Raw genomic sequence first — 21,848 nt, 5'->3', positions numbered from 1 at the left:
TCGCGTTCTAGTTTAGCGAAATCCGTTCATGAAACGATTCAAAAACACGGCGTTCACACGCCGCGCCCCGCACCCCAGGGAGGAACCCCCGTGACCGCGTCACCCGAGGGCGAGCCGCCGCTCACCCGTGTGTGCTTCACCCTCCGCGTCCGGCCCGACCGCCGCGAGGAGTACCGCGAGCGCCACGCCGCGGTCTGGCCCGACATGCTCCGCGCCCTCGCCGCGACCGGCTGGACGAACTACTCCCTGTTCCTGTCCGAGGACGGCCTCCTCGTCGGCTACCTCGAGACCGCCGACTTCGACGCCGCCCGCGAGGCCATGGCCCGCACCGAGGTCAACGCCCGCTGGCAGGAGTCCATGGCCCCGTTCTTCGAGGGCACCGGCGGCGCGCACGCCGACGACGCGTTCAACGTCCTCACCGAAGTGTTCAACCTGGAGACCCAACTGGCCGCGGCCGACGCCGCGGCTGAAGGAGCCGGCAAATGAGTGACCGCACCCCGTACGCCCAGCAGGTGCTCGCGGGCCAGAGCATCGAGACGCCCTCGTGGGCGTTCGGCAACTCCGGCACCCGCTTCAAGGTCTTCGCCCAGCAAGGCGTCCCGCGCGACCCGTACGAGAAGCTCGCCGACGCCGCCCAGGTCCACAAGTACACCGGCGCCGCCGGCTCGGTCGCCCTCCACATCCCCTGGGACAGGGTCGAGGACTACGGCGACCTCGCCCGCCACGCCGCCGCGCTCGGGGTCAGGATCGGCACGATCAACTCGAACACGTTCCAGGACGACGACTACATGCTCGGCAGCGTCTGCCACCCCGACGCGAAGATCCGCCGCAAGGCCGCCGACCACCTCCTCGAATGCGTCGACATCATGGACGCCACCGGGTCGGACACCCTCAAGCTCTGGTTCGCCGACGGCACCAACTACCCCGGCCAGGACTCCATCGCCGGCCGCCAGGACCGCCTCGCCGACGTCCTCGCCGAGGTCTACGAGCGCCTCGGCGACGACCAGCGGCTCCTGCTGGAGTACAAGCTGTTCGAGCCCTCGTTCTACACCACCGACGTCCCCGACTGGGGCACCGCGTACGCGCACTGCCTCAAGCTCGGCCCCAAGGCCCAGGTCGTCATCGACACCGGCCACCACGCCCCCGGCGTCAACATCGAGTTCATCGTCGCGTTCCTGCTGCGCGAGGGCAAGCTCGGCGGCTTCGACTTCAACTCCCGGTTCTACGCCGACGACGACCTCATGGTCGGCGCCGCCGACCCGTTCCAGCTCTTCCGCATCCTCCACGAGCTGGCCCTGCGCGACGCCCTCCTCCCCGCCTCCGGCATCGCCTACATGCTCGACCAGTGCCACAACATCGAGCCGAAGATCCCCGGCCAGATCCGCTCGATCATGAACGTGCAGGAGGCCACCGCCAAGGCCCTCCTGGTCGACCACGACGCGCTCGCCGCCGCCCAGCGGGCCGGCGACGTCCTCGGCGCGAACGCGGTCCTCATGGACGCCTACAACACCGACGTGCGCCCGCTCGTGGCCGAGGTCCGGACCGGGCAGGGCCTCGCGGCCGACCCGCTCGCCGCCTACGCCGCCTCCGGGTACGCCGAGGAGATCAAGGCCGCCCGCGTGGGCGGCTCCCAGGCCGGATGGGGCGCGTAGATGGCGGACTCCCAGGGCGCGGTCGACGACCTCATCGCCCGCTCCAACCGGCTCGGCGCCGACAAGCGGAACACCAACTTCGCCGGCGGCAACACCTCCGCCAAGGGCACCGGGACCGACCCGGTCACCGGACACGACGTGGACCTGCTGTGGGTCAAGGGCTCCGGCGGCGACCTCGGCACCCTCACGCCCGGCGGGCTCGCGGTCCTGCGCCTGGACCGCCTGCGCGCCATGGCCGGCACCTATCCGGGCCTCGACGCCGAGGACGCCATGGTCGAGCGCTTCGACTACTGCCTCCACGGCCGCGGCGGCGCCGCCCCCTCGATCGACACCGCCATGCACGGCCTGGTCGACGCGAACCACGTCGACCACCTGCACCCCGACGCCGGCATCGCGTTCGCGACCGCCGCCGACGGCCCCGCGCTCACCGCGGCCGCGTTCGGCGACCGCGTCGCGTGGGTGGACTGGCGCCGCCCCGGCTTCCAGCTCGGGCTCGACATCGCCGCGATCAAGGCCGCCAACCCGCGGGCCATCGGCTGCATCCTCGGCGGCCACGGCATCACCGCCTGGGGCGACACCTCCGCCGCGTGCGAGGCGAACTCGCTGGAGATCATCGACGGCTGCGAGGCGTACCTGGCCGAGCACGGCCGCCCCGCCCCCTTCGGCGAGCGCGTCGCCGAACGGGCCCCGCTCGGCCCCGAGGCCCGCCGCGCCCGCGCCGCCGCCCTCGCCCCGGTGATCCGCGGCCTCGCCTCCACCGACCACCGCCAGGTCGGCCACTTCACCGACACCGCCGAGGTCCTCGACTTCCTCGCCTCCGCCGAGATGCCGCGCCTGGCCGCGCTCGGCACCTCCTGCCCGGACCACTTCCTGCGCACCAAGGTCCGGCCCCTGGTCCTGGAGACCGGCGCCGAGGACCCCCTCGACGACGTCGTCGCGCACCTGCGCGAACGCCACGCCGCCTACCGCGACGAGTACCGCGCCTACTACGAGCGCTACGCCGAACCCGACTCCCCGGCGATCCGCGGCGCCGACCCGGCGATCGTCCTCGTCCCCGGGGTCGGCATGTTCTCCTTCGGCGCCGACAAGCAGACCGCGCGCGTCGCCGGCGAGTTCTACGTCAACGCGATCAACGTGATGCGCGGCGCCGAGGCCGTCTCCGCCTACCGGCCCATCGAGGAGTCGGAGAAGTTCCGCATCGAGTACTGGTCCCTCGAAGAGGCCAAGCTCCAGCGCCGCCCGAAACCCAAGCCGCTCGCCGGGCGCATCGCCCTGGTCACCGGCGCGGCCGGGGGCATCGGCAAGGCCACCGCCGCCCGGCTCGCCGCCGAAGGCGCCTGCGTGGTCGTCGCCGACCTCGACGCCGGCGAGGCTCGGGCCGCCGCCGCCGAGATCGGCTCGACCGACGTCGCGGTCGGCGTGTCCTGCAACGTCACCGACGAGACCGCGGTCGCCGCCGCCGTCGCCGAGGCCGCGCTCGCGTTCGGCGGGGTCGACCTCGTCGTCAACAACGCCGGGCTCTCCCTCTCCAAGTCCCTGCTCGACACCACCGCCGCCGACTGGGACCTCCAGCACGACGTCATGGCCAAGGGCTCCTTCCTCGTCTCCCGCGAGGCCGCCCGCACCATGATCGGCCAGGGCCTGGGCGGCGACATCGTCTACATCGCCTCCAAGAACTCGGTCTTCGCCGGCCCCAACAACATCGCGTACTCCGCCACGAAGGCGGACCAGGCCCACCAGGTGCGCCTCCTCGCCGCCGAACTCGGCGAGCACGGCATCCGCGTCAACGGCGTCAACCCCGACGGGGTCGTGCGCGGCTCCGGGATCTTCGCCGGCGGCTGGGGCGCCGAGCGCGCCGCCGTCTACGGCGTCAAGGAGGAGGAGCTGGGCCGCTACTACGCCGGGCGCACCCTCCTCAAGCGCGAGGTCCTGCCGTCCTCGGTCGCCGACGCCGTCTACGCGCTCGTCGGCCCCGACCTCGGCCTCACCACCGGCGTCCACATCCCCGTGGACTCCGGGAACCCGCAAGGGTTCCTCAGATGACCCCCGCCCGACCCGCCCGCCGCTCCCCGCACCGGAGGGAGCGCCGATGACCACGCTCGCCGCCGTCGACCTCGGCGCCTCCTCCGGACGCGTCATGGCCGCCGAGGTGACACGGGACCGGGCGGGGGACCGGGTGACCCTCACCGAGGCCGCCCGGTTCCCCAACCGCGCCGTCACCGTGCGCGGGCGCCTGTACTGGGACGTGCTCGGCCTGTGGTCGGGCGTCCTCGACGGCCTCCGCGCCACCGGCGGCGCGGCCGCGATCGGCGTCGACTCCTGGGCCGTCGACTACGGCCTCCTCGACGCCGACGGGCACCTCCTCGCCAACCCCTACTGCTACCGCGACGCCCGCGGCGCCGCGGCCAAGGCCGCGGTCCTCGCGCACACGGGCGCCGACGAGCTGTTCGCGCACACCGGCGTCCAGCCCCAGCCGTTCAACACCGCGTTCCAGCTCACCGCCGACGCACCCGGCGCCCACCGCGCCCTCCTCGTCCCCGACCTCCTCGCCTACTGGCTCAGCGGGCGCCCCGCCTGGGAGGCCACCAACGCCTCCACCACCGGGCTCCTCGACCCCGACACCGGCGACTGGTCCACCGCGGTCGCCGACCGGCTCGGCATCGACCTCGCCCTGCTCGGACCGGTCACCCCCACCGGCACCGTCCTCGGCCCGATCCTCCCCGAGATCGCCGCCGCCACCGGCCTCGGCGCCGCCACCCAGGTGATCGCGACCGCCAGCCACGACACCGCGGCCGCCGTCGCCGCCGTCCCCTACGAGACCGACGGCGCCGCTCCCGACAGCGCCTCCTCCGGCACCGCCGCCTACATCTCCTGCGGCACCTGGTCCCTCGTCGGCACCGAGCGCGACACCCCGATCGCCACCCCCGCCGCCCTCGCCGCCGGGTTCACCAACGAGCGCGGCGCCGACGGCACCGTCCGCTTCCTGCGCAACGTCGCCGGACTCTGGCTCCTGAGCGAATCGGTCGACACCTGGCGCCGCGAAGGCCGCGGCATCGACCTCGCCGGCCTCCTCGACGCCGCCGCCGGAGAAGAGGCGCTCCGCTCGGTCGTCGACCCCGACGACCCCCGCTTCGCCGACCCCGGCGACATGCCCGCCCGCCTCCGCGCCTACTGCGCCGAGACCGGCCAGCCCGCCCCCGAGACCCCCGCCCAGACCGCCGCGTGCGTCATCGACTCCCTCGCGCTGGCCCACCGCCGCGCGATCGACGCCCTCGAAACCCTCACCGACCGACCGGTTGATACCGTTCACATCGTCGGAGGGGGATCCAACAACACGCTCCTGTGCCAGCGCACCGCCGACGCCACCGGCCGCCCCGTCCTGGCCGGACCCGACGAGGCCACCGCCCTCGGCAACGCCCTCGTCCAGGCCCAGGCCCTCGGCCTCATCGCCCCCGGGCCGGCGGCCCGCCGCGCCGCCGCCCGCGCCTCCGCGCGGCCCAGGCGCTACGAACCCCAAGGGCCCCGAGCACCTTGGTCCCACGCCTCCCAACGCCTGTTGGGGCACCAACCCTGAATCCCGAAGGCCCGCCCCGGCGGGACCCCTCATACAAGAAGGAGCAGTCAACGATGATCAGCCACCCTTACCGCCTCCGGCGCCGATCCCTCCTCACGGGCGCCTCCGCGGCCGCCGTCCTCGCCGCCGCCGCGGCCTGCGGCGACGACGGGCCCGCCGGCACCGCCGACGACCCGATCGAGATCAGCTTCGAATGGTGGGGCGACGAGACCCGCGCCGACCTCACCAACCAGGTCATCACCCTCTTCCAGGAGAAGAACGAGGGCATCAAGGTCACCGCCAACTTCGCCGACTTCCCGACCTACTGGGAGGGCATGGCCGGCCGCATGGCCTCGCGCGACCTCCCCGACGTCTTCCAGATGGACTACTCCCGCCTGCGCCAGTTCGGCGGCGCCGGGATGCTCCTGCCCCTCGAAGGCGTCGTCAAGACCGACGACTTCCGCGAGGGCTTCCTGGAGACCGCCAAACTCGACGGCCAGCTCATCGCCGTCCCGGCCGCGGGCAACACCCTCGGCCTGATCTACCGCAGCGACTGGTTCGAGGCCAACGGCGTCGCCGCCCCCGCCCCCGGCTACAGCTGGGACCAGTACTCCGCCGACATCGCCACCCTCACCCCCGCCCTCGGCGAGGGCAAGTGGGGCGGCGGCGACTGGGCCGGCCAGTACCACTTCATGGAGCTGTGGCTGCGCCAGCAGGGCGGGTCCTTCTACACCGAGGACGGCAAGGCCCTCAACTTCACCCAGGAGCAGCTCGCCGAGTGGTGGACCACCACCGCCGACCTGTACGCCGCCGGGAACGTCCCGCCGGTCGAGACCACCATCGAATGGACCGAAGGCGGCCTGGTCCAGGACGTCCTCGCCTCCGAGATCGGCTGGGACAACTTCATGCCCGGCTTCTCGCCCACCGTCGAGGCCAACGGGGGCACCCTCGCCCTCGCCGCCCCGCCGAGCCTGGACCCGTCCAACCTCGGCCTCTACCTCAAGCCCTCGATGCAGCTGGTCATCTCGGCCGCCACCGAGCAGGCCGAGGCCGCCGCCAAGTTCGTCGACTTCTTCCTCGGCGACCCCGAGGCGCTGGCGATCCTCGGCACCAACCGCGGCATCCCGGCCACCAACGTCGGCCTGGAGAACGCCGAGATCGACCAGTACGCCCAGGCCGTCCTCGACTACGAGGCCAGCGTCTCGCAGTACCTGACCACCCCGCCGCCCGCGCCGCCCGCGGCCACCGGCGCCATCGAGGTCAAGTTCGGCGAGATCTACCAGCAGGTCCAGTACGCGGCCATGAGCCCCGCCGAGGCGGCGGCACTGCTCTTCACCGAGGCCGAGACCCTCCTCGCCGCGGAGCAGTAGCGACCAAGAGCGCAGCGCAGGAGCGACCAGGAACGCAGCGCAGTAGCGACTGGGACCACTGCGCAGGAGCGACCAGCAGCATTAGCAGCGACTGGAAGCGCTGAGCAGTAGCGACCACAGGCGCCGAAGCAACGACCAGAGGTCCGCGGAGTGCCCGTCACTCCGCGGACCGCAACCCACGCCGACAAGGAACCTCACCGTGACGATTCCCTCCACCGCGGCCCCGCCCGCGGCCCACGAGGCCGGAGCACTCGCCGCACAGGCGAAGCAGCGCAAGCGCGGCGGCAGGCGCCGCCCCGCGATCTCGCGCCGCGGCGAGCTGCTGACCGGCTACACCTTCATGACCCCGTGGATCATCGGCTCGCTGGTGTTCACCCTCGGGCCCATGCTGTGGTCGCTGTACCTCTCGTTCACCGACTACCACCTGATCCTCGGCGGCGACTTCATCGGCCTCGACAACTACACGGCGATGTTCGCCGACCCGATGTTCTCCCGCGCCGTCAAGGTCACCCTCCTGTACGTCGTGCTGGCCGTCCCGCTCAAGCTCCTCGCCTCCCTCGCGGTCGCCATGCTCCTCACCCAGAAGCGCCGCGGCATCGGCTTCTACCGCGCCGCGTTCTACATGCCCTCGCTCATCGCCATGAGCGTCGGCATGGCCCTGGTCTGGAAGGCGCTCTTCGCCGCCGACGGCCCCCAGGACCAGTTCATGAGCCTCTTCGGCTGGGAGGGCGGCGGGTTCATCGGCAACCCCGACGTCTCCATCCTCATGCTCGTGCTCCTGAGCGTGTGGACCTTCGGCGCCCCCATGGTCATCTTCATGGCCGGCCTCCTCCAGGTCCCCGGCGAGCTCTACGAGGCCGCCGAGGTCGACGGCGCCGGCAAGTGGCACCGGTTCGTGCACATCACGATCCCCATGCTCTCCCCGGTCATCTTCTTCAACGTCCTCATGGAGACCGTCCACGCCTTCCAGATGTTCGGCCCCGCCTTCATCATCGGCGGCACCGCCGGCGGACCCGCCTGGTCCACCCTCTTCTACACCGTGCGCATCTACGCGCTCGCCTTCGTCGACCTGCGCATGGGCTACGCCTCCGCGTGGGCGTGGATGCTCGTGCTCGCCGTCGGCGTGGTCACCCTGATCATGTTCCGCGCGGCCAAGAACCTCGTCTACTACGCGGGGGAGGACAACAAATGACCGCCGCAACCACCGCCGAACACGCCGCCGCCGAACCCCGCGTCGTCGGCCGCCGCCAGCGCACCGGCGCCGAACGCGGCAAGTCCGTCCTCTGGCACCTGTGCCTCCTCGCGTCCCTGGTCGTCGTGCTGTACCCGGCCTTCTGGGTCCTCACCGCCTCGATCAAGCCCAACGCCGACATCATCACCGACCTCTCCCCGATCCCGACCACGGTCACCTGGGAGAACTTCGCCTCCGCCTTCGACGGCCTCGCCGGCGTCCCGCTGTGGCGGTTCTTCTGGAACTCGTTCGTCATCGCCGCCCTGTCGGTGGTCGGCATCGTCGTCTCCTGCTCGATCACCGCCTACGCGCTCGGCCGCCTGGAGTTCCCCGGCCGCAAGGCCATGTTCGCCGTCGTCATCGCGACGCTCCTGCTCCCCGGCCAGGTCATGCTCATCCCGCAGTACCTGATCTTCTCCGAGCTCGACGTCGTCAACACGATCTTCCCGCTCGTCATCGGCAAGTTCCTGGCCCTGGACGCGTTCTTCGTGTTCATGTACATCCAGTTCCTGCGCGGCATCCCGCGCGAACTCGACCAGGCCGCCACCATCGACGGCGCCGGGCACTTCCGCATCTTCTTCTCGATCATGCTGCCGCTCCTGCGCCCGGCGATCGTGACCTCCTCGATCTTCACGTTCATCGGCTCCTGGAACGACTTCATGGGCCCCCTGATCTACCTGCACGAGATCGAGAAGTTCCCGCTGCCGCGGCTCCTCCAGTCCTACAACAACACCGAGGCCGTCTCCAACTACGGCGGCATGATGGCCATGACCCTCCTCTCGCTCGTCCCGGTCGTGCTGTTCTTCCTGGTCTTCCAGAAGTTCCTCATCAAGGGCATCGCCACCTCCGGGGTCAAGGGGTAGTGGCGGCCGTGCGAGCGGACGCGCCCCGCGCCTCCCGCCGGCCGCGGCGGGCGTTCGGCGAGGGCTTCGCGCTCTTCGCCGAATGCCTGCTCACCGGCGTCTGGTTCGCCCTCGCGGCCCTCCCGGTCGTGACCGTCCCGGCCGCGCTGGCAGCCGCCTGCCGCCACCTCCGCGCCTACACCGAGGGCGACCCGGCCTCCTGGCGCGGCTTCTGGACCGACTTCCGCGAGGCGTGGCGCGGCGGCTGGCGCGTCGGCCTCGCCATGGCCGGCGCGGCCCTGCTCCTGGGGCTCAACCTCGCCGTGCTCGCCCAGGAGGGCGTGCCCGGCCGCCCCGGGTTCGCGCTCGCCACCTTCGTCGTCGCCGCGCTCGCGGCCACCGTCCTGCTGCGCGCCGCCGCCGAGTGGTCGCCCGCAGCGCGGTGGCGCGACGCGTTCGCGGCCGCCCTGGCGCACAGCAGGACCGACGTGAGCGGCACCGGCATCCTCCTGGGGGGCCTGGCCGTCTTCGCGGCCACCGCGTGGGCGCTGTGGCTCCTGGCGGTCCCGATGGCCGGGTGCCTCGCGGGGGCGGCGGTGGCCGTGCGCCGCAGGCGCCTGGAGCGCGCGGAGGGGGCGGCAGGGGAGTAGTCCTCACGGGCGAGGCGGGGGCGCGCGGCGTCCTGCCCGAGAAGGACCGGTATTCCTTCCAGCGACGGGCGTCGATGCTTGCTAGCGTGGGGGTCGAACCACCCCCAGTGGTCCGGCCGCCACGGCCGGCCGTGAACCCGCACGGAGGCAACCATGTCCCAGACCCCGCCCCAACCCACCGGCAGGAACCGCCCCGGCGCCGTCAGCGCCGCCGTGTGGATCCAGATCCTGCTGGCGCTGTTCCTGGTGGCCCAGGCCGTCGTCGGATTCCTCTACGGCGCCGACGCCCAGGACGCCGCCGAGGCCGAGCTCGAAGCCCAGGGATTCTCCACCTCCGACCTGCCTGACGGGTTCACCTTCGAGGGCGGCGGCGTCAACGCGATCGTCTTCATCGCGTTCGCCGTCCTGCTCGTCGTCTTCGCGCTCCTCAACGCCGCGGGCAACCGCGTCGGGCGCATCCTCACCTGGATCGTGCAGCCGCTCGTCCTCATCTGCTCCGGCGTGCTCGCCTTCGGCATCATCGCCGGCGCGGCCTCGCTCGACGCGGGCCTGGAGGCGTCCGGCACCGAGGGCATCGACGCGCAGGCGCTCATGGACGCCGCCTACGGCGCCTACCCGTCCTGGACCCCCGTGGTCGACTACGGCGTCGTGGCCCTGGGCGTCCTCGGTTCGCTGCTGGTCGTCATCCTGCTGGCGCTGCCCGCCGCGAACGCGTACTTCCGCAAGGAGGAGCCGGAGAAGTTCATCCCCGGCGCGCCCGCGGCATAGCCCCGCGACCCCCCGAACGCGGCCCGAGCCGGTCCCTGCGGACCGGCTCGGGTTGTTTCCTATCACGTTTTATACAAGAGATATATCGACTCCGAGGCGTACCGCCTCTTGTGGAATCACGGCCCGACCTCGGGCTCGGGTACCTATAACGCCGGGCTTCGCCCGTCAGCGACCCCACAAGGGCCTCGGATTTCCGCGGTACGGGTGTCGGCGCCTACGGCTAGAATCTCGGTACACCCACCGAAGCGAACGAAACGACCACACACCGCTCGTCCGCCGGCGAGCGAGAGGAGACCGACCCAGGGCACCGGACCGCCACCGCGGCCGGCGCCGCCGAGAGGACCGCCTTGAGCAAGTCAGCAGCGACAGCACCCCCCGCCGGATGGGGGGTGTGGACCTGGCCCAACCTGGTCACGGCCGTGCGCCTGCTCGGCATCCCGCTGTTCTGCTACCTCCTCCTGGCGACGCAGTACTACTGGCAGGCCGCCGTCGTCCTCGCCGTGGGCAGCGGCACCGACTGGGTCGACGGGCAGCTCGCCCGCCACCTGAACCAGGTCTCCAAGCTCGGCCGCCTCCTCGACCCCTTCGTGGACCGGCTGTACATCCTCACCGCGCTCCTGGCGCTCACCTACGTGGAACTGCTGCCGTGGCAGTTCACCCTCGCCGCCCTCGCCCGCGAGGCCGTCATGGTCACCATGGTCATCGTCCTGCGCTGGCACGGCCACGCCCCGCCCCAAGTGCACTTCCTGGGGAAGGCCTCGACGACGATCGTGTTCTGCACGTTCCCGGTGCTCGTCATCGCCGGGCTCGTCCCTGAGGCCGACTTCTGGGCCAAGCCGCTCGGCTGGGCCCTCGCCTGGTGGGGCCTGGGCCTGTACTGGCTCGCGGCCCTGGTGTACCTGCGCCAGGCCCGCCAGATCCTCAAGGTCGGGCGACCGCGCACCGAGATCGCGGCCTGAGCAGGGAAGCGGTCCCACCGCTGCTGCGGCGGGCCGCGGTCGGTCACCCGGCCCCCGACCCGATGCAGCGGCCGTTCGGCCGGGCGATACGGTCATGTGCGTCCGACCCGCCTCCCGGCGGGGTCCTCAGAGGGGAGCACCAGGTGATTCCGGAAGAACTGCGCTACACGGCGGAGCACGAGTGGGTCGAGCAGCGGGACGGGAACGTCCTCCGCATCGGCATCACCGAGTTCGCGCAGAACGCGCTGGGCGACGTCGTATACGTCCAACTTCCGGAGGCGGGCGCCGAGGTTCGGGCCGGTGACGTGGTCGGCGAAGTCGAGTCGACCAAGAGCGTCTCCGACGTGTACGCTCCGTTGACCGGTAAGATTCTTGCGTGCAATGACGAATTGTCGGAATCCCCGGAATTGGTGAACAGCGACCCCTATGCGGCGGGCTGGATGTTCGACATCGAAGTCGAGGATGCCGGCTCGCTCAGTGCTTTGCTCGACGCCGGAGCGTATGCGAAGCTTACGGAGTGACCAGAGGGTCCAGACTTGCTAGAAGGTGGCAATCCCATGACGCGTTCGAATGACGAGTTCCCTCCGCCGGATGTGACGGCCACGATGAACCTGTCCGCCCTGCAGGAGGGCGGCGAGGTCGACGCGGAGCTCAACTCCGCCCGGTTGGCGGACTCCCTGCCGGCGGGCACCGCGTTGCTGGTGGTCCGCCGCGGGCCGAACGCCGGTGCGCGCTTCCTGCTGAACACCGAAGTGACGACCTCCGGCCGCCACCCCGACTCCGACATCTTCCTCGACGACGTGACCGTCTCGCGGCGCCACGCCGAGTTCCACCGCGACGCGTCCGGATTCACCGTCCGCGACGTGGGCAGCCTCAACGGCACCTACGTCAACCGGGAGCGCGTGGAGACCGCGGGCCTGGGCAACGGCGACGAGGTGCAGATCGGCAAGTTCCGCCTGGTGTTCATCTCCGGTCCCAAGCCGGCCGCTTAGCAAGGGCCGTAACCCCGGCGCGCGCCGCGCGCGCGTCATCGGCGCAGTAGGCTGAAGTCTCAGGACCCGCCCGGGCCAGTCCCTGGCGGGTCCTTCCATCAGACGGCGATCCGTTGGAGGCGTTACCGGTGCGGATGATGACCGTGGTCGGGGTCCGCGTGGAACTCCCGAGCAACCAGCCGGTGGTGCTCCTCAAGGAAGTCGACGGGAACCGCTACCTCCCGATCTGGATCGGAACGGTCGAGGCGGCGGCGATCGCCTATCAGCAGCAGGAAGTGCAGTTGTCGCGTCCGCTGACGCACGACCTCATCCGCGATGTGCTGGACGCGTTGGACGTGACGCTGACGGCGGTGGAGATCACGGAGCTGCGGGACACGATCTACTTCGCGGAGCTGGTCCTGGACGGGCGCACGCGGGTGTCGTCCCGTTCGTCCGACGCCATCGCGATCGCCTTGCGGACGGAGGCGCCGATCTGGTGCGCGGACGCGGTGCTCGACGAGGCGGGGGTGGTCCTCCCGGATACGCAGGAGGACGAAGTGGAGAAGTTCCGGGAGTTCCTCGAGGAGGTCACGCCCGAGGACTTCGAGGAGGGGCGTTAGCCCCCCGGGGACCTGTCGAGCTTTTCTCTTGTTCAGCCCATGGTGGAGGGTCGCGGCGTTACGCTCACCCTCGTAGAACACCGGCTGCGCTCGGAGGATGTGCGATGGACGCCCACAGTGAACCCTCGTCGGCCCGCCCTGCGGTCCCTCCCAGTCAGATCCGCGGGTGGCGCGGGACGGCGGCGTGCCGGGTCGTGGGCATCACGTACCGGCAGCTGGACTACTGGGCGCGGACGGGGCTGGTGGAGCCGAGCATCCGGCCGGCGTCGGGGTCGGGGTCGAACCGGTTGTACTCGTTCCGGGACATCATCGTCTTGAAGGTCATCAAGCGGCTGCTGGACGCGGGGGTGTCGCTGCAGAACATCCGCAAGGCCGTGGAGGCGCTGCGGTCGCGCGGGGTGAAGGACCTGGCGGAGATCACGCTGATGTCGGACGGGTCGACGGTGTACGAGTGCCGGTCGGCGGGCGAGGTGATCGATCTGCTGCGGGGCGGTCAGGGCGTCTTCGGGATCGCGGTGCGGTCGACGGTGACCGAGGTCATGGGCCGGTTGGCGACGCTGCCGGGTGAGGCGCCGGTGAAGGCGCCGACGCAGTTGCACGGGGCGGCGCGGCTGGAGGAGCGCCACACGACGGGTGTGCCCGGTCGCCGGCGCGGGGTGTCCTGACCTACGATGGCGGCAGAGCCGGAAAACCGGGCGGGAGAGATCGTGGGCCTCATGCGCTACACGGCACCGAAGGGGCAAGTCCCTCGCTTCAAACTCTCAGGTACCAGGACCGTTCGGGTTAGGCCGCTCTGAAGCCGGCGGTGCTCGTGCCCGGCCCGGTGACAGACGAGGGGATGCCAGTGTCGTCCCATGTCACCGGAGGTACCGTGACCGACCGTTCTTCCTTCGCCGCCCGCCACATCGGCACCGATCCCGCGGATCAGGACGCCATGCTCAAGGCGGTCGGGTATCCGAGCCTGGACGCGCTCATGGACGCGTGCATGCCCGAGCTGATCCGCTCGCGCGACGGTCTGGCGCTGCCGCCGGCGGTGTCCGAGACCGAGGCGCAGGCCGAGCTCAAGGGTCTGGCCGAGCGGAACCGCGCGATGCGGTCGATGATCGGGCTGGGCTACTTCGGGACGCACACGCCGGCGGTGATCCGGCGGAACGTCCTGGAGAACCCGTCGTGGTACACCGCGTACACGCCGTACCAGGCGGAGATCTCGCAGGGGCGCCTGGAGGCGCTGCTGAACTTCCAGACGATGGTGGCGGACCTGACGGGTCTGCCGGTGGCGGGTGCGAGCCTGCTGGACGAGGCGACGGCGGCGGCCGAGGCGATGCTGCTGGCGCGCCGTGCGGCGAAGCGCGGGGCGGGCGAGGTGTTCGCGGTGGATTCGCGGGTGCTTCCGCAGACGCTCGCGGTGCTGCGGACGCGGGCGGAGCCGGTGGGGATCGAGCTGGTGGCGGCCGACCTGGCGGAAGGCGTCCCGGAGGGCGCGTTCGGGGTGCTGCTCCAGTACCCGGGCGCCGACGGGGAGGTCCGCGACTGGCGGGCCGTCACGGCGGCCGCGCACGCGCAGGGCGCCCTCGTCACGGTGGCGGCGGACCTGCTCGCGTTGACGCTGCTGGCCGCGCCGGGCGAGTTCGGGGCGGACATCGCGGTCGGGTCGACGCAGCGGCTGGGGATGCCGATGGGCTTCGGCGGCCCCCACGCGGGGTACATGGCGGTGCGCGAGTCGCTGCAGCGGCAGCTGCCGGGCCGCCTGGTGGGCGTCTCGCGGGACTCGGGGGACCAGCCGGCGCTGCGGCTCGCGCTCCAGGCGCGGGAGCAGCACATCCGGCGGGAGAAGGCCACGAGCAACATCTGCACCGCACAGGTGCTGCCGGCGGTGATCGCGTCCTCGTACGCGGTCTGGCACGGCCCGCAGGGGCTGCGGCGGATCGCCGAGCACGCCGCGGGGCGGGCCGCGCGCCTGGCCGCGTCGCTGACCGCCGGGGGTGTGGCCGTGGGCGGTGGCGCGTTCTTCGACACCGTCACCGCGACGGTCCCCGGGCGCGGCGCCGCGGTGGTGTCCGCGGCCGCGGAGCGGGGCGTGAACGTGCGGGGCGTGGACGATGACACCGTGGCCGTCTCGTGCGACGAGACGACGACCGAGGCCGACCTGGAGGCGGTGTGCGCCGCGTTCGGCGTCCCCCTCGGCGGCCCGGTCGACCTCGACCTCCCCGCGGCGGTGCGCCGCGAGTCGGCGTACCTGACGCACCCGGTGTTCACCGCCCACCACTCCGAGACGGCGATGATGCGCTACCTCAAGCGCCTGGCCGACAAGGACTACGGGCTCGACCGGGGCATGATCCCGCTCGGGTCGTGCACGATGAAGCTGAACGCGGCCGCGGAGATGGAACCGATCTCGTGGCCGGCGTTCGCCGACGTGCACCCGCTGGCCCCGGCCGACCAGACCGAGGGCTGGCGGGAGCTCATCGAGCAGCTGGAGGGCTGGCTCGCGGACGTGTGCGGGTACGCCGCGGTGTCGGTGCAGCCCAACGCCGGGTCCCAGGGCGAGCTCGCCGGGCTCCTGGCCATCCGGGCGTGGCAGCACGACCGGGGCGAGACCGGCCGGGACGTGTGCCTGATCCCCGCGAGCGCGCACGGGACGAACGCCGCGTCGGCGGTGCTGGCGGGGATGCGGGTCGTGGTGGTGGCGTGCGACGAGGCGGGGAACGTGGACCTCGCGGATCTGGACGCGAAGATCGCGGTGCATGCGGACCGGTTGTCGGCGCTGATGGTGACGTATCCGTCGACGCACGGGGTGTACGAGTCGACGATCGTGGACGTGTGCGCGCGGGTGCATGACGCGGGCGGGCAGGTGTACGTGGACGGGGCGAACCTGAACGCGCTGCTGGGGTGGGCGAAGCCGGGGCGGTTCGGGGCGGACGTGTCGCATCTGAACCTGCACAAGACGTTCTGCATTCCGCACGGCGGTGGCGGTCCGGGTGTGGGTCCGGTGGCGGTGGCGGCGCATCTGGTGCCGTTCCTGCCGTCCGATCCTTCTGCGGCGGCGGGTCCGGTGGGTCCGGTGTCGCAGGCGCGGTGGGGTTCGGCGGGGATTCTGCAGATCCCGTGGATGTACCTGCGGATGATGGGTTCGGCGGGTGTCACGGCGGCGACGGCGTCGGCGGTGCTGGCGGCGAACTACGTGGCGGCGCGGCTGCGGGACCACTTCCCGGTGCTCTATACGGGTGAGCACGGGCTGGTGGCGCATGAGTGCATCCTCGATCTGCGGGGGCTCACGAGGGATTCGGGGGTGACGGTGGAGGACGTGGCGAAGCGGTTGATCGACTACGGGTTCCATGCGCCGACGATGTCGTTCCCGGTGGCGGGGACGTTGATGGTGGAGCCGACGGAGTCGGAGGACCTGGCGGAGCTGGACCGGTTCGTGGCGGCGATGGTCGCGATCCGGGCGGAGATCGACGCGGTCGTGTCCGGTGCGGTGGCGGTGGAGGCGTCGGCGCTGCGTGCGGCGCCGCACACGGCGGCGGTGGTGACCGGTGACGGGTGGGACCGGGCGTATTCGCGGTCGGCGGCGGCGTGGCCGGCGGGGGTCGGTGAGGGGAAGTACTGGCCTCCGGTGGGCCGGATCGACAATGCGTGGGGGGACCGGAACCTGGCGTGCACGTGTCCGCCGGTGGAGGCGTTCGGGGAGTAGCGTGACCGGAGGCCCGCTCACTACTGTGGGCGGGCCTTCGACGTGCGGGCTCTAGACTGGTCGCCGAACGATCCCCCAGGAGTGACGCGCATGGTTTTCGGTATTGAGCACAAGGTGAAGTCCCACCGCACCGGTCGGCGCCGCAAGAAGGGCGGCCAGAAGATGCTGGTGGCCCCGTGGATCGTGATCACGCTGGTGTGCGTGCTGGTGGCGTCGGGGTTGACGTGGGGTTTCGTGGCGCTGCTGCGGTCGGGGTGCTCGGGTGAGATGTGGCGGGTGACCGTGGCGGCGGCGCCGAGCGTGTACGGGTCGCTGGGGGATGCGGCGCAGGCGTGGGAGCGGGAGCAGCCCGAGTTGAACGGGCAGTGCATCGGGGTGTCGGTGACGGAGGTGTCGGCGGCGGACGCGTTGCAGGGGATCACGGGGACGTGGAACTCGATGTCGTTCGGGGACCGGCCGATCGCGTGGGCGCCGGATGCGCAGGCGTGGGCGTCGCGGTTGACGGCGGGTGAGGCGACGGCGGGGTACGTGACGTCGGATCCGGTGGTGCTGGGGGAGGCGGCGTCGGTGCTGGCGGTGGCGGAGTCGACGGCGACGGGCCTGGGATGGCTGGGGGGTGAGCCGCCGTCGTGGCAGGACGTGATGGACGCGGCCGCGGCGGGGGAGATCAGTCTGGCGGCGGCGAATCCGCGGTCGTCGACGGAGGGCCTGGTGGCGTTGCTGAACGCGTCGTCGGACGGGGCCGGGGGGTTCTCGCAGGCGGCGGCGGACGCGTATGCGGCGGCGATCGAGGCGGGGTCGTCGGCGGCGGACGCGTCGGCGCTGCGGACCGCGTACGCGGAGGCGGCGGATCCGTCGCAGGTGATGACGCTGCTGGACTACCAGGTGGAGGACTTCAACGCGTCGTCGGAGTCGGCGGATCCGCTGGTGCCGGTGAAGCCGAGCGGGACGATGGTGGGGGCGGTGGCGTCGTACCTGGTGCTGGGCGGTGCGGCGTGGGTGTCGCCGTCGGACGCGCAGATCGCGGAGCGGTTCGGGGAGTTCGTGGCGGGGCAGGTGGCGTCGGGCGAGTTCTCGGACCCCGACCTGGCCCCGGTCGAGGACGAGGCCGCGGCGCTGGGGCAGACGACGCCGGAGTCGGTGGGCGAGGCGGTGCGGGCGTGGCAGTCGGGCGCGGAGGACTTGAACGTGCTGTTCCTGCTGGACTGGTCGTCGGCGGTGATGGAGGAGACCGTGGCGTACGAGGGCGAGGAGGTCGAGGCGGGGATCGCGGCGGTGCGGATGGCGGTGGACATGGTCGCGGAGATGGAGCCGGCGTGGACGGCGGGGTTGTGGGAGTACGGGGTCGGTGCGGGGGGCGAGTCGAACTGGCGGTCGGTGGCGGCGCCGGCGGAGATGTCGGCGGACGGGAAGTCGGCGTTGACCGAGGAGTTGTACGACCTGTCGGAGAACGCCACCTATGAGGGCGGTTCGCCGCTGTACGACTCGCTGGTGGCGGCGTACGAGGAGATGAGCGCGGGGGCGGTGGACGGGGCGTCGAGCGTGATCGTGGTGCTGACGAACTCGGGTGAGGACACGGCGAGCCTGCCGACGGTGGAGGAGACGGCGGGGACGCTGGAGGGCCTGGGCGGGGGCGTGTCGGTGTACACGGTGGGGTTCGGGTCGGCGAACTCGGCGAACCTGGAGGTGCTGGCGTCGGCCGGGGGCGGGGCGTTCCTGGCGGCGCCGGAGGACGGCGGGGTCCTGGGGGAGATCGCTCCGGCGTGAGGTGCCCCACTCGGTTCGGGAGGGCGGCTCGGGTTGGGCGACACTGGTTCCATGTCGATCTTGGGGGCGGTGCCTCCGGCGCCGCCGGGGGTGGGCGCGGCGTGCCGGGCGCGGCTGGTGGAGGTCGACCGCCTGGAGTGGCGGGTCGGCGACGGGGGCGACCCGGCGGCGCTGGCGGCGGCGTTCTGCGCGTCGTACCGGGGCGCGCACACGGGCGCTGAGGGCTCGGTGTGCGGTGTGGCGGTCCTGGTGTCGTCGGCCGCGGGCGCGGTGATGGTCGGGGGTGCGACGGGCGCGCCGTCGCCGGTCCCGGCCGTCCCGGATCTGGCGCTGGTCGCCTTCGCGCACGGCCCCGCCCGCGAACCCGCTCCCCCTGGTGCGTTCGCCGTCGGGGGGTGGCGGGCGTCGTGGACCGGGGCCGACCACGCGAAGGCGGTGGTGGCGGTGCAGGAGGCGATCGGGCGCGGCCAGGTGTACGTGGCGAACGTGGTCGGGCACCGGTCCGCGGCCTGGTCGGGCGACCCGGCGGGGATCGCGGCCGCGGTCGCGGGCATTCCGGGCGCGGCGTGGGGCGGGGTCCTGTCGGGGGCGGACTGGCTGGTGGCCTCGGGGTCCCCGGAGGCGTTCCTCACCGTCGGGGGCGCGCGGGCGGCGACGCACCCGATCAAGGGCACCGCGCCGGCGACGGCGGCGGGCCGCGCCGACCTGCTCGCGTCGGTGAAGGAGCGGGCCGAGCACGTCATGATCGTCGACCTCGCGCGCAACGACCTCGCTCAGGTGGCGGTCCCCGGGACGGTGGCCGTGGAGCGGTTGTTCGCGCTCGCGAAATGGGACCGCCTCTGGCAGGCCGAATCCACTGTGGTGTGCGAGATCGGGCCGGGGGCGGGTCTGGCGGACCTGCTGCGGGCGCTGTGCCCGCCCGGTTCGGTGACCGGGACGCCGAAACTCGCGATGCTCGACCTCGTCGCCGGACTGGAGCCGGCCGGGCGCGGCCCGGCCATGGGCGCGTTCGGGTACCTCCAGGGCGACCGGGTCCGCCTGGGCGTGACGATCCGCACCGTCGCCCTCGACCGGGACCGCGTCCACCTGTGGGCGGGCGGGGGCGTCACGTGGCGGTCGGACCCGGACGCGGAGGTCGCCGAGGCCGAGGCGAAGGCCCGCGCGGTCACCGCGCGCCTGGTGTTACGTCCCGGGACGCCTTCCAGATCGCGATCGTCTGCTCCTTGGCGCGCTCGCGGAGCGCGTCGGGCCACTCGGCCCGGTACAGGCGCAGCCGCGGCGTCTGGGAGTCGAGCTCGACGACGCACCCCAGCGCCATGGGAGGGTCGGGGTGGAGCCGCTGGAGCCAGACCGTGCCGGCGTTCCCGTCGTCGCCGCTGACCTGGATGGTCCGATGTTCCAATTGGAACTGTCCTAGGATTTTCGGCTCGCTCATGCCCGAGTCCTCACCGTTCTTGTCCCACCGATACGGGCGGCGCGGCGGTTCGTGTCAGCGCATCGCCTGCGGGCCCGCATCAATCTTTCCCACCTCGGCGCAGTCGTGTCAATACCCGGCGCGACACCTGCCCGGGTGAACCACGCGCCCGCCCGTCCACAGTTGAGCGCGCCCGCGATCGCGGGGCGCGGGTGCGGGGGTTGTGCCAAGCTGGTGCGCATGAGCGACGACGAGGAATTCCGCACCATCGCCGAGGCCGCGTTCGACCTGGCCCGGGCCGGCGAGACCGACCGGCTCCTCGCGTTCGTCGCCGCGGGGCTGCCCGTGGACCTCGCCACCGGGTCGGGGGACACGCTGCTCATGCTCGCGGCCTACCACGGGCACGCCGGGACCGTGCGGGCGCTGGTGGCGGCCGGGGCGGGCGTGGACCGGTGCAACGACCGCCAGCAGTCCCCGCTCGCCGGCGCGGTCTTCAAGAACTCCGAGGACGTCGTCGCCGCGCTCCTGGAGGCCGGGGCCGACCCCGACGCCGGCACCCCCTCGGCGCGGCAGATCGCCGCCATGTTCGACCGCGACACCTTCAATCCCTAGCGGGGCTCTCAGACCGCGCGCATGCCCTCGGGCAGGCGCCCCCACGCGTGCAGGTCCGTCAGGTGCTCGTCCAGGCACGCCGCGAACGCCCCCGCCGCCTTCGTCAACGGGGCGTCCCGGCGCGCCGCCAGCGCGATGGTGCGGGAGGCGCCGGGGGGTGCGAGGGGTGTGGCGCGCAGGCCGGGGCGGCCGGCGGTGATCATGGCGGGGAGGAGGGCGATGCCGAGGCCGGCGGCGACGAGGGAGGCGACGGCGTCGGTGGCGCCGCCGTCGACGCCGGTGCGGGGGGTGAAGCCGGCGGCTTCGCAGGTGGTGATGGTGAGGTCGCGGAGGTCGTAGCCGTGGGCGGGGAGGACGAACGCCTGTTCTCTGAGTTGGGTGAGGCCGATGTAGGCCTGGCGGGTGAGGGGTGGGAGGTGGGCGGCGGAGGCGACGACGAGGGCTTCGGCGAGGAGGGGTTGGACGGTGAGGCCGGTGTCGTGGCCGGTGTCGCCGGCGGTGAAGGCGAGGTCGAGGTCGCCGGCGGCGAGGCGTTCGGCGAGGGGGCCGGAGCCGTCTTCGGTGAGGGTGACGGTGACGCCGGGGTGGGCTTCGGTGTAGCGGGTGAGGAGGGGGGCGATGAGCCAGGCGCAGAGGGAGGGGGTGGCGCCGAGGCGGAGGTGGCCGGCGCGGACGGCGAGGACGTCGTCGATGTCGGCGCGGGCGGCGGCGTGGGCGGCGGTGATGCGGCGGGCGTGGGGGAGGAGGGTGTGTCCGGCGTCGGTGAGTTCGATGCGGCCGCGGGAGCGGGTGAGGAGGGGGGCGCCGAGTTCGGTTTCGAGGGCTTGGATCTGTTTGCTCAATGACGGTTGTGTCACACCGAGTTCTTCGGCCGCGTGGGTGAAATGCCGGGTTTGTGCAACGGTGAGGAAGGCTTGGAGCTGCTGCGGGCGCATGTCCATAACGTATCGGCATGGTTCGGGGTGGTGCCATGAATTGGACCGGTGAGCCCGGTCGCGTCTAGCATCCGGTCGTGTCTACGGAACTGCAATCGCGCACCGCCGCGCCTTCGGCGAAGCGCCCGCCCAAGCCCGTGGGGCCGTGGCGGTCGAACATCGGCTTGAAGATCGCCATGGCCGTCTCGGGCGTCCTGATGGTGCTGTTCATCATCGCGCACATGGCGGGGAACCTCCACGTGTTCGAGGGCCGGGAGGAGATGAACGCCTACGCGGCGGGCCTGCGCTCGTTCGGGGAGCCGCTGCTGCCGCACGAGAGCCTGCTGTGGGTGCTGCGGATCGGCCTGGTGGCCTCGATCGCGGTGCACCTGTGGACCGGGATCGTGCTGTCGGTGCGCTCGCACCACGCGCGGCCGGTCAAGTACGCGCACCGGCAGCAGGCCAAGGGCGAGTCCCCGAACGCGTATCTGACGATGCGCCTGGGCGGGATCGTCATCATCCTCTTCGTGGTGTGGCACCTGCTGGACCTGACGTGGCGGACGGTGAACCCGGTCAAGGACGTCCACGACGCCTACGGGGCCGTGGTGGCGACGTTCGACCCGTCGCGGTGGCCGGTGACGGTGTTCTACCTGCTGGCGCTGGTGGCCCTGGGGTTCCATCTGCGGCACGGGGTCTGGTCGGCGGTGCAGACGATCGCCGGGCCGGGGACGAAGTGGCGCAAGCGCACGCAGGCGACCGCGCTCGCGGTCGCCGTGGTCATCGTCGTGGGGTTCGCGATCGTGCCCCTGTCGGTCACGTTCGGACTGGTGGAGTGAT

General features: G+C 72.1%; 19 protein-coding genes, 1 pseudogene and 1 riboswitch. Of the genes and pseudogenes, 19 read left to right on the top strand and 1 reads right to left on the bottom strand.

Features of this window, described 5'->3' with window-relative positions; translation table 11 throughout:
* Window positions 1-90: 90 nt before the first annotated feature.
* The 18 genes and pseudogenes from BLS99_RS07190 to BLS99_RS07105 all read left to right on the top strand — a co-directional run bounded on the left by BLS99_RS07190 (window position 91) and on the right by BLS99_RS07105 (window position 20,097).
* Window positions 91-486 carry an L-rhamnose mutarotase gene (locus BLS99_RS07190; RefSeq protein ID WP_091046037.1) on the top strand — a complete coding sequence of 132 codons (396 nt, stop codon included), beginning with the start codon at window positions 91-93 and terminating at the stop codon, window positions 484-486.
* Window positions 483-1,652: an L-rhamnose isomerase gene (gene rhaI, locus BLS99_RS07185; protein ID WP_091046034.1), complete on the top strand. Its 1,170-nt coding sequence runs from the start codon at window positions 483-485 to the stop codon at window positions 1,650-1,652. Before BLS99_RS07190 ends, rhaI begins: the two co-directional genes overlap by 4 nt.
* Window positions 1,653-3,695, top strand: coding sequence for a bifunctional aldolase/short-chain dehydrogenase (locus BLS99_RS07180; protein ID WP_091046031.1), 2,043 nt, complete (start codon window positions 1,653-1,655; stop codon window positions 3,693-3,695). It begins immediately after the preceding gene.
* 46 nt (window positions 3,696-3,741) lie between these two features.
* Complete coding sequence (locus BLS99_RS07175; protein ID WP_091046027.1) at window positions 3,742-5,226, top strand: rhamnulokinase; 1,485 nt, start codon at window positions 3,742-3,744, stop codon at window positions 5,224-5,226.
* A gap of 53 nt (window positions 5,227-5,279) precedes the next feature.
* Window positions 5,280-6,575, top strand: coding sequence for an ABC transporter substrate-binding protein (locus BLS99_RS07170; RefSeq protein WP_091046024.1), 1,296 nt, complete (start codon window positions 5,280-5,282; stop codon window positions 6,573-6,575).
* 199 nt (window positions 6,576-6,774) lie between these two features.
* Complete coding sequence (locus BLS99_RS07165; protein WP_218126329.1) at window positions 6,775-7,767, top strand: carbohydrate ABC transporter permease; 993 nt, start codon at window positions 6,775-6,777, stop codon at window positions 7,765-7,767.
* A complete protein-coding gene (locus BLS99_RS07160) occupies window positions 7,764-8,669 on the top strand; it encodes a carbohydrate ABC transporter permease (protein ID WP_091046021.1) in 906 nt (301 codons plus the stop codon). The genes BLS99_RS07165 and BLS99_RS07160 overlap by 4 nt, the downstream gene beginning before the upstream one ends.
* Window positions 8,669-9,298: a DUF624 domain-containing protein gene (locus BLS99_RS07155; RefSeq protein ID WP_091046018.1), complete on the top strand. Its 630-nt coding sequence runs from the start codon at window positions 8,669-8,671 to the stop codon at window positions 9,296-9,298. Before BLS99_RS07160 ends, BLS99_RS07155 begins: the two co-directional genes overlap by 1 nt.
* Before the next feature lie 153 nt (window positions 9,299-9,451).
* Window positions 9,452-10,066 carry a hypothetical protein gene (locus BLS99_RS07150; RefSeq protein WP_091046014.1) on the top strand — a complete coding sequence of 205 codons (615 nt, stop codon included), beginning with the start codon at window positions 9,452-9,454 and terminating at the stop codon, window positions 10,064-10,066.
* A 347-nt stretch (window positions 10,067-10,413) separates the two neighbouring features.
* Window positions 10,414-11,025: a CDP-alcohol phosphatidyltransferase family protein gene (locus BLS99_RS07145; RefSeq protein ID WP_091046011.1), complete on the top strand. Its 612-nt coding sequence runs from the start codon at window positions 10,414-10,416 to the stop codon at window positions 11,023-11,025.
* Between the two features lie 143 nt (window positions 11,026-11,168).
* Entirely contained in the window at window positions 11,169-11,546 is a 378-nt protein-coding gene (gene gcvH, locus BLS99_RS07140) for a glycine cleavage system protein GcvH (protein ID WP_091046008.1), read from the top strand.
* 36 nt (window positions 11,547-11,582) lie between these two features.
* On the top strand, window positions 11,583-12,017 hold the full coding sequence (locus tag BLS99_RS07135; RefSeq protein WP_091046005.1) for an FHA domain-containing protein: 435 nt from the start codon (window positions 11,583-11,585) through the stop codon (window positions 12,015-12,017).
* 128 nt (window positions 12,018-12,145) lie between these two features.
* Window positions 12,146-12,616: a bifunctional nuclease family protein gene (locus BLS99_RS07130; protein ID WP_091046001.1), complete on the top strand. Its 471-nt coding sequence runs from the start codon at window positions 12,146-12,148 to the stop codon at window positions 12,614-12,616.
* Window positions 12,617-12,720: 104 nt separating this feature from the next.
* Complete coding sequence (locus tag BLS99_RS07125; RefSeq protein WP_091045998.1) at window positions 12,721-13,281, top strand: MerR family transcriptional regulator; 561 nt, start codon at window positions 12,721-12,723, stop codon at window positions 13,279-13,281.
* A 21-nt stretch (window positions 13,282-13,302) separates the two neighbouring features.
* Window positions 13,303-13,403, top strand: a riboswitch (glycine riboswitch).
* A gap of 51 nt (window positions 13,404-13,454) precedes the next feature.
* Window positions 13,455-16,304, top strand: a complete 2,850-nt coding sequence (gene gcvP / locus BLS99_RS07120) for an aminomethyl-transferring glycine dehydrogenase (protein WP_091047769.1) — start codon at window positions 13,455-13,457, stop codon at window positions 16,302-16,304.
* A gap of 90 nt (window positions 16,305-16,394) precedes the next feature.
* Window positions 16,395-18,071 carry a VWA domain-containing protein gene (locus BLS99_RS27340; protein WP_281243564.1) on the top strand — a complete coding sequence of 559 codons (1,677 nt, stop codon included), beginning with the start codon at window positions 16,395-16,397 and terminating at the stop codon, window positions 18,069-18,071.
* A 51-nt stretch (window positions 18,072-18,122) separates the two neighbouring features.
* A pseudogene (locus tag BLS99_RS07110) lies at window positions 18,123-19,262 on the top strand (chorismate-binding protein); the annotation flags it as partial.
* A gap of 463 nt (window positions 19,263-19,725) precedes the next feature.
* The gene (locus BLS99_RS07105) at window positions 19,726-20,097 is read left to right on the top strand and encodes an ankyrin repeat domain-containing protein (RefSeq protein ID WP_091045987.1); all 372 of its coding nucleotides are present in this window, start codon (window positions 19,726-19,728) and stop codon (window positions 20,095-20,097) included.
* An 8-nt stretch (window positions 20,098-20,105) separates the two neighbouring features.
* Here BLS99_RS07105 and BLS99_RS07100 read toward each other — a convergent pair whose 3' ends face one another.
* Window positions 20,106-21,032 (bottom strand): LysR family transcriptional regulator, encoded by a 927-nt coding sequence (locus BLS99_RS07100; RefSeq protein WP_091047767.1) that lies wholly within the window; start codon window positions 21,030-21,032, stop codon window positions 20,106-20,108.
* Between the two features lie 77 nt (window positions 21,033-21,109).
* Here BLS99_RS07100 and BLS99_RS07095 point away from each other — a divergent pair, with 77 nt between their 5' ends.
* Entirely contained in the window at window positions 21,110-21,847 is a 738-nt protein-coding gene (locus BLS99_RS07095; RefSeq protein WP_218126327.1) for a succinate dehydrogenase cytochrome b subunit, read from the top strand.
* Window position 21,848: the final 1 nt, after the last annotated feature.

It is taken from the genome of Glycomyces sambucus, from assembly GCF_900102815.1.
GTDB lineage: Bacteria > Actinomycetota > Actinomycetes > Mycobacteriales > Micromonosporaceae > Glycomyces > Glycomyces sambucus.
Note: the sequence above shows the minus strand (reverse complement) of the source record. Positions and strands in the feature narration are given on the sequence as shown.

Excerpts from the sequence above, each read along its gene's own strand:
- gcvP (WP_091047769.1), top strand. The coding sequence starts at position 13,455 with ATGCCAGTGTCGTCCCATGTCACCGGAGGTACCGTGACCGACCGTTCT.
- BLS99_RS07170 (WP_091046024.1), top strand. The coding sequence starts at position 5,280 with ATGATCAGCCACCCTTACCGCCTCCGGCGCCGATCCCTCCTCACGGGC.
- BLS99_RS07175 (WP_091046027.1), top strand. The coding sequence starts at position 3,742 with ATGACCACGCTCGCCGCCGTCGACCTCGGCGCCTCCTCCGGACGCGTC.
- BLS99_RS07135 (WP_091046005.1), top strand. The coding sequence starts at position 11,583 with ATGACGCGTTCGAATGACGAGTTCCCTCCGCCGGATGTGACGGCCACG.
- BLS99_RS07180 (WP_091046031.1), top strand. The coding sequence starts at position 1,653 with ATGGCGGACTCCCAGGGCGCGGTCGACGACCTCATCGCCCGCTCCAAC.
- BLS99_RS27340 (WP_281243564.1), top strand. The coding sequence starts at position 16,395 with ATGGTTTTCGGTATTGAGCACAAGGTGAAGTCCCACCGCACCGGTCGG.
- BLS99_RS07100 (WP_091047767.1), bottom strand. The coding sequence starts at position 21,032 with ATGCGCCCGCAGCAGCTCCAAGCCTTCCTCACCGTTGCACAAACCCGG.
- BLS99_RS07150 (WP_091046014.1), top strand. The coding sequence starts at position 9,452 with ATGTCCCAGACCCCGCCCCAACCCACCGGCAGGAACCGCCCCGGCGCC.
- rhaI (WP_091046034.1), top strand. The coding sequence starts at position 483 with ATGAGTGACCGCACCCCGTACGCCCAGCAGGTGCTCGCGGGCCAGAGC.
- BLS99_RS07125 (WP_091045998.1), top strand. The coding sequence starts at position 12,721 with ATGGACGCCCACAGTGAACCCTCGTCGGCCCGCCCTGCGGTCCCTCCC.
- BLS99_RS07105 (WP_091045987.1), top strand. The coding sequence starts at position 19,726 with ATGAGCGACGACGAGGAATTCCGCACCATCGCCGAGGCCGCGTTCGAC.
- BLS99_RS07160 (WP_091046021.1), top strand. The coding sequence starts at position 7,764 with ATGACCGCCGCAACCACCGCCGAACACGCCGCCGCCGAACCCCGCGTC.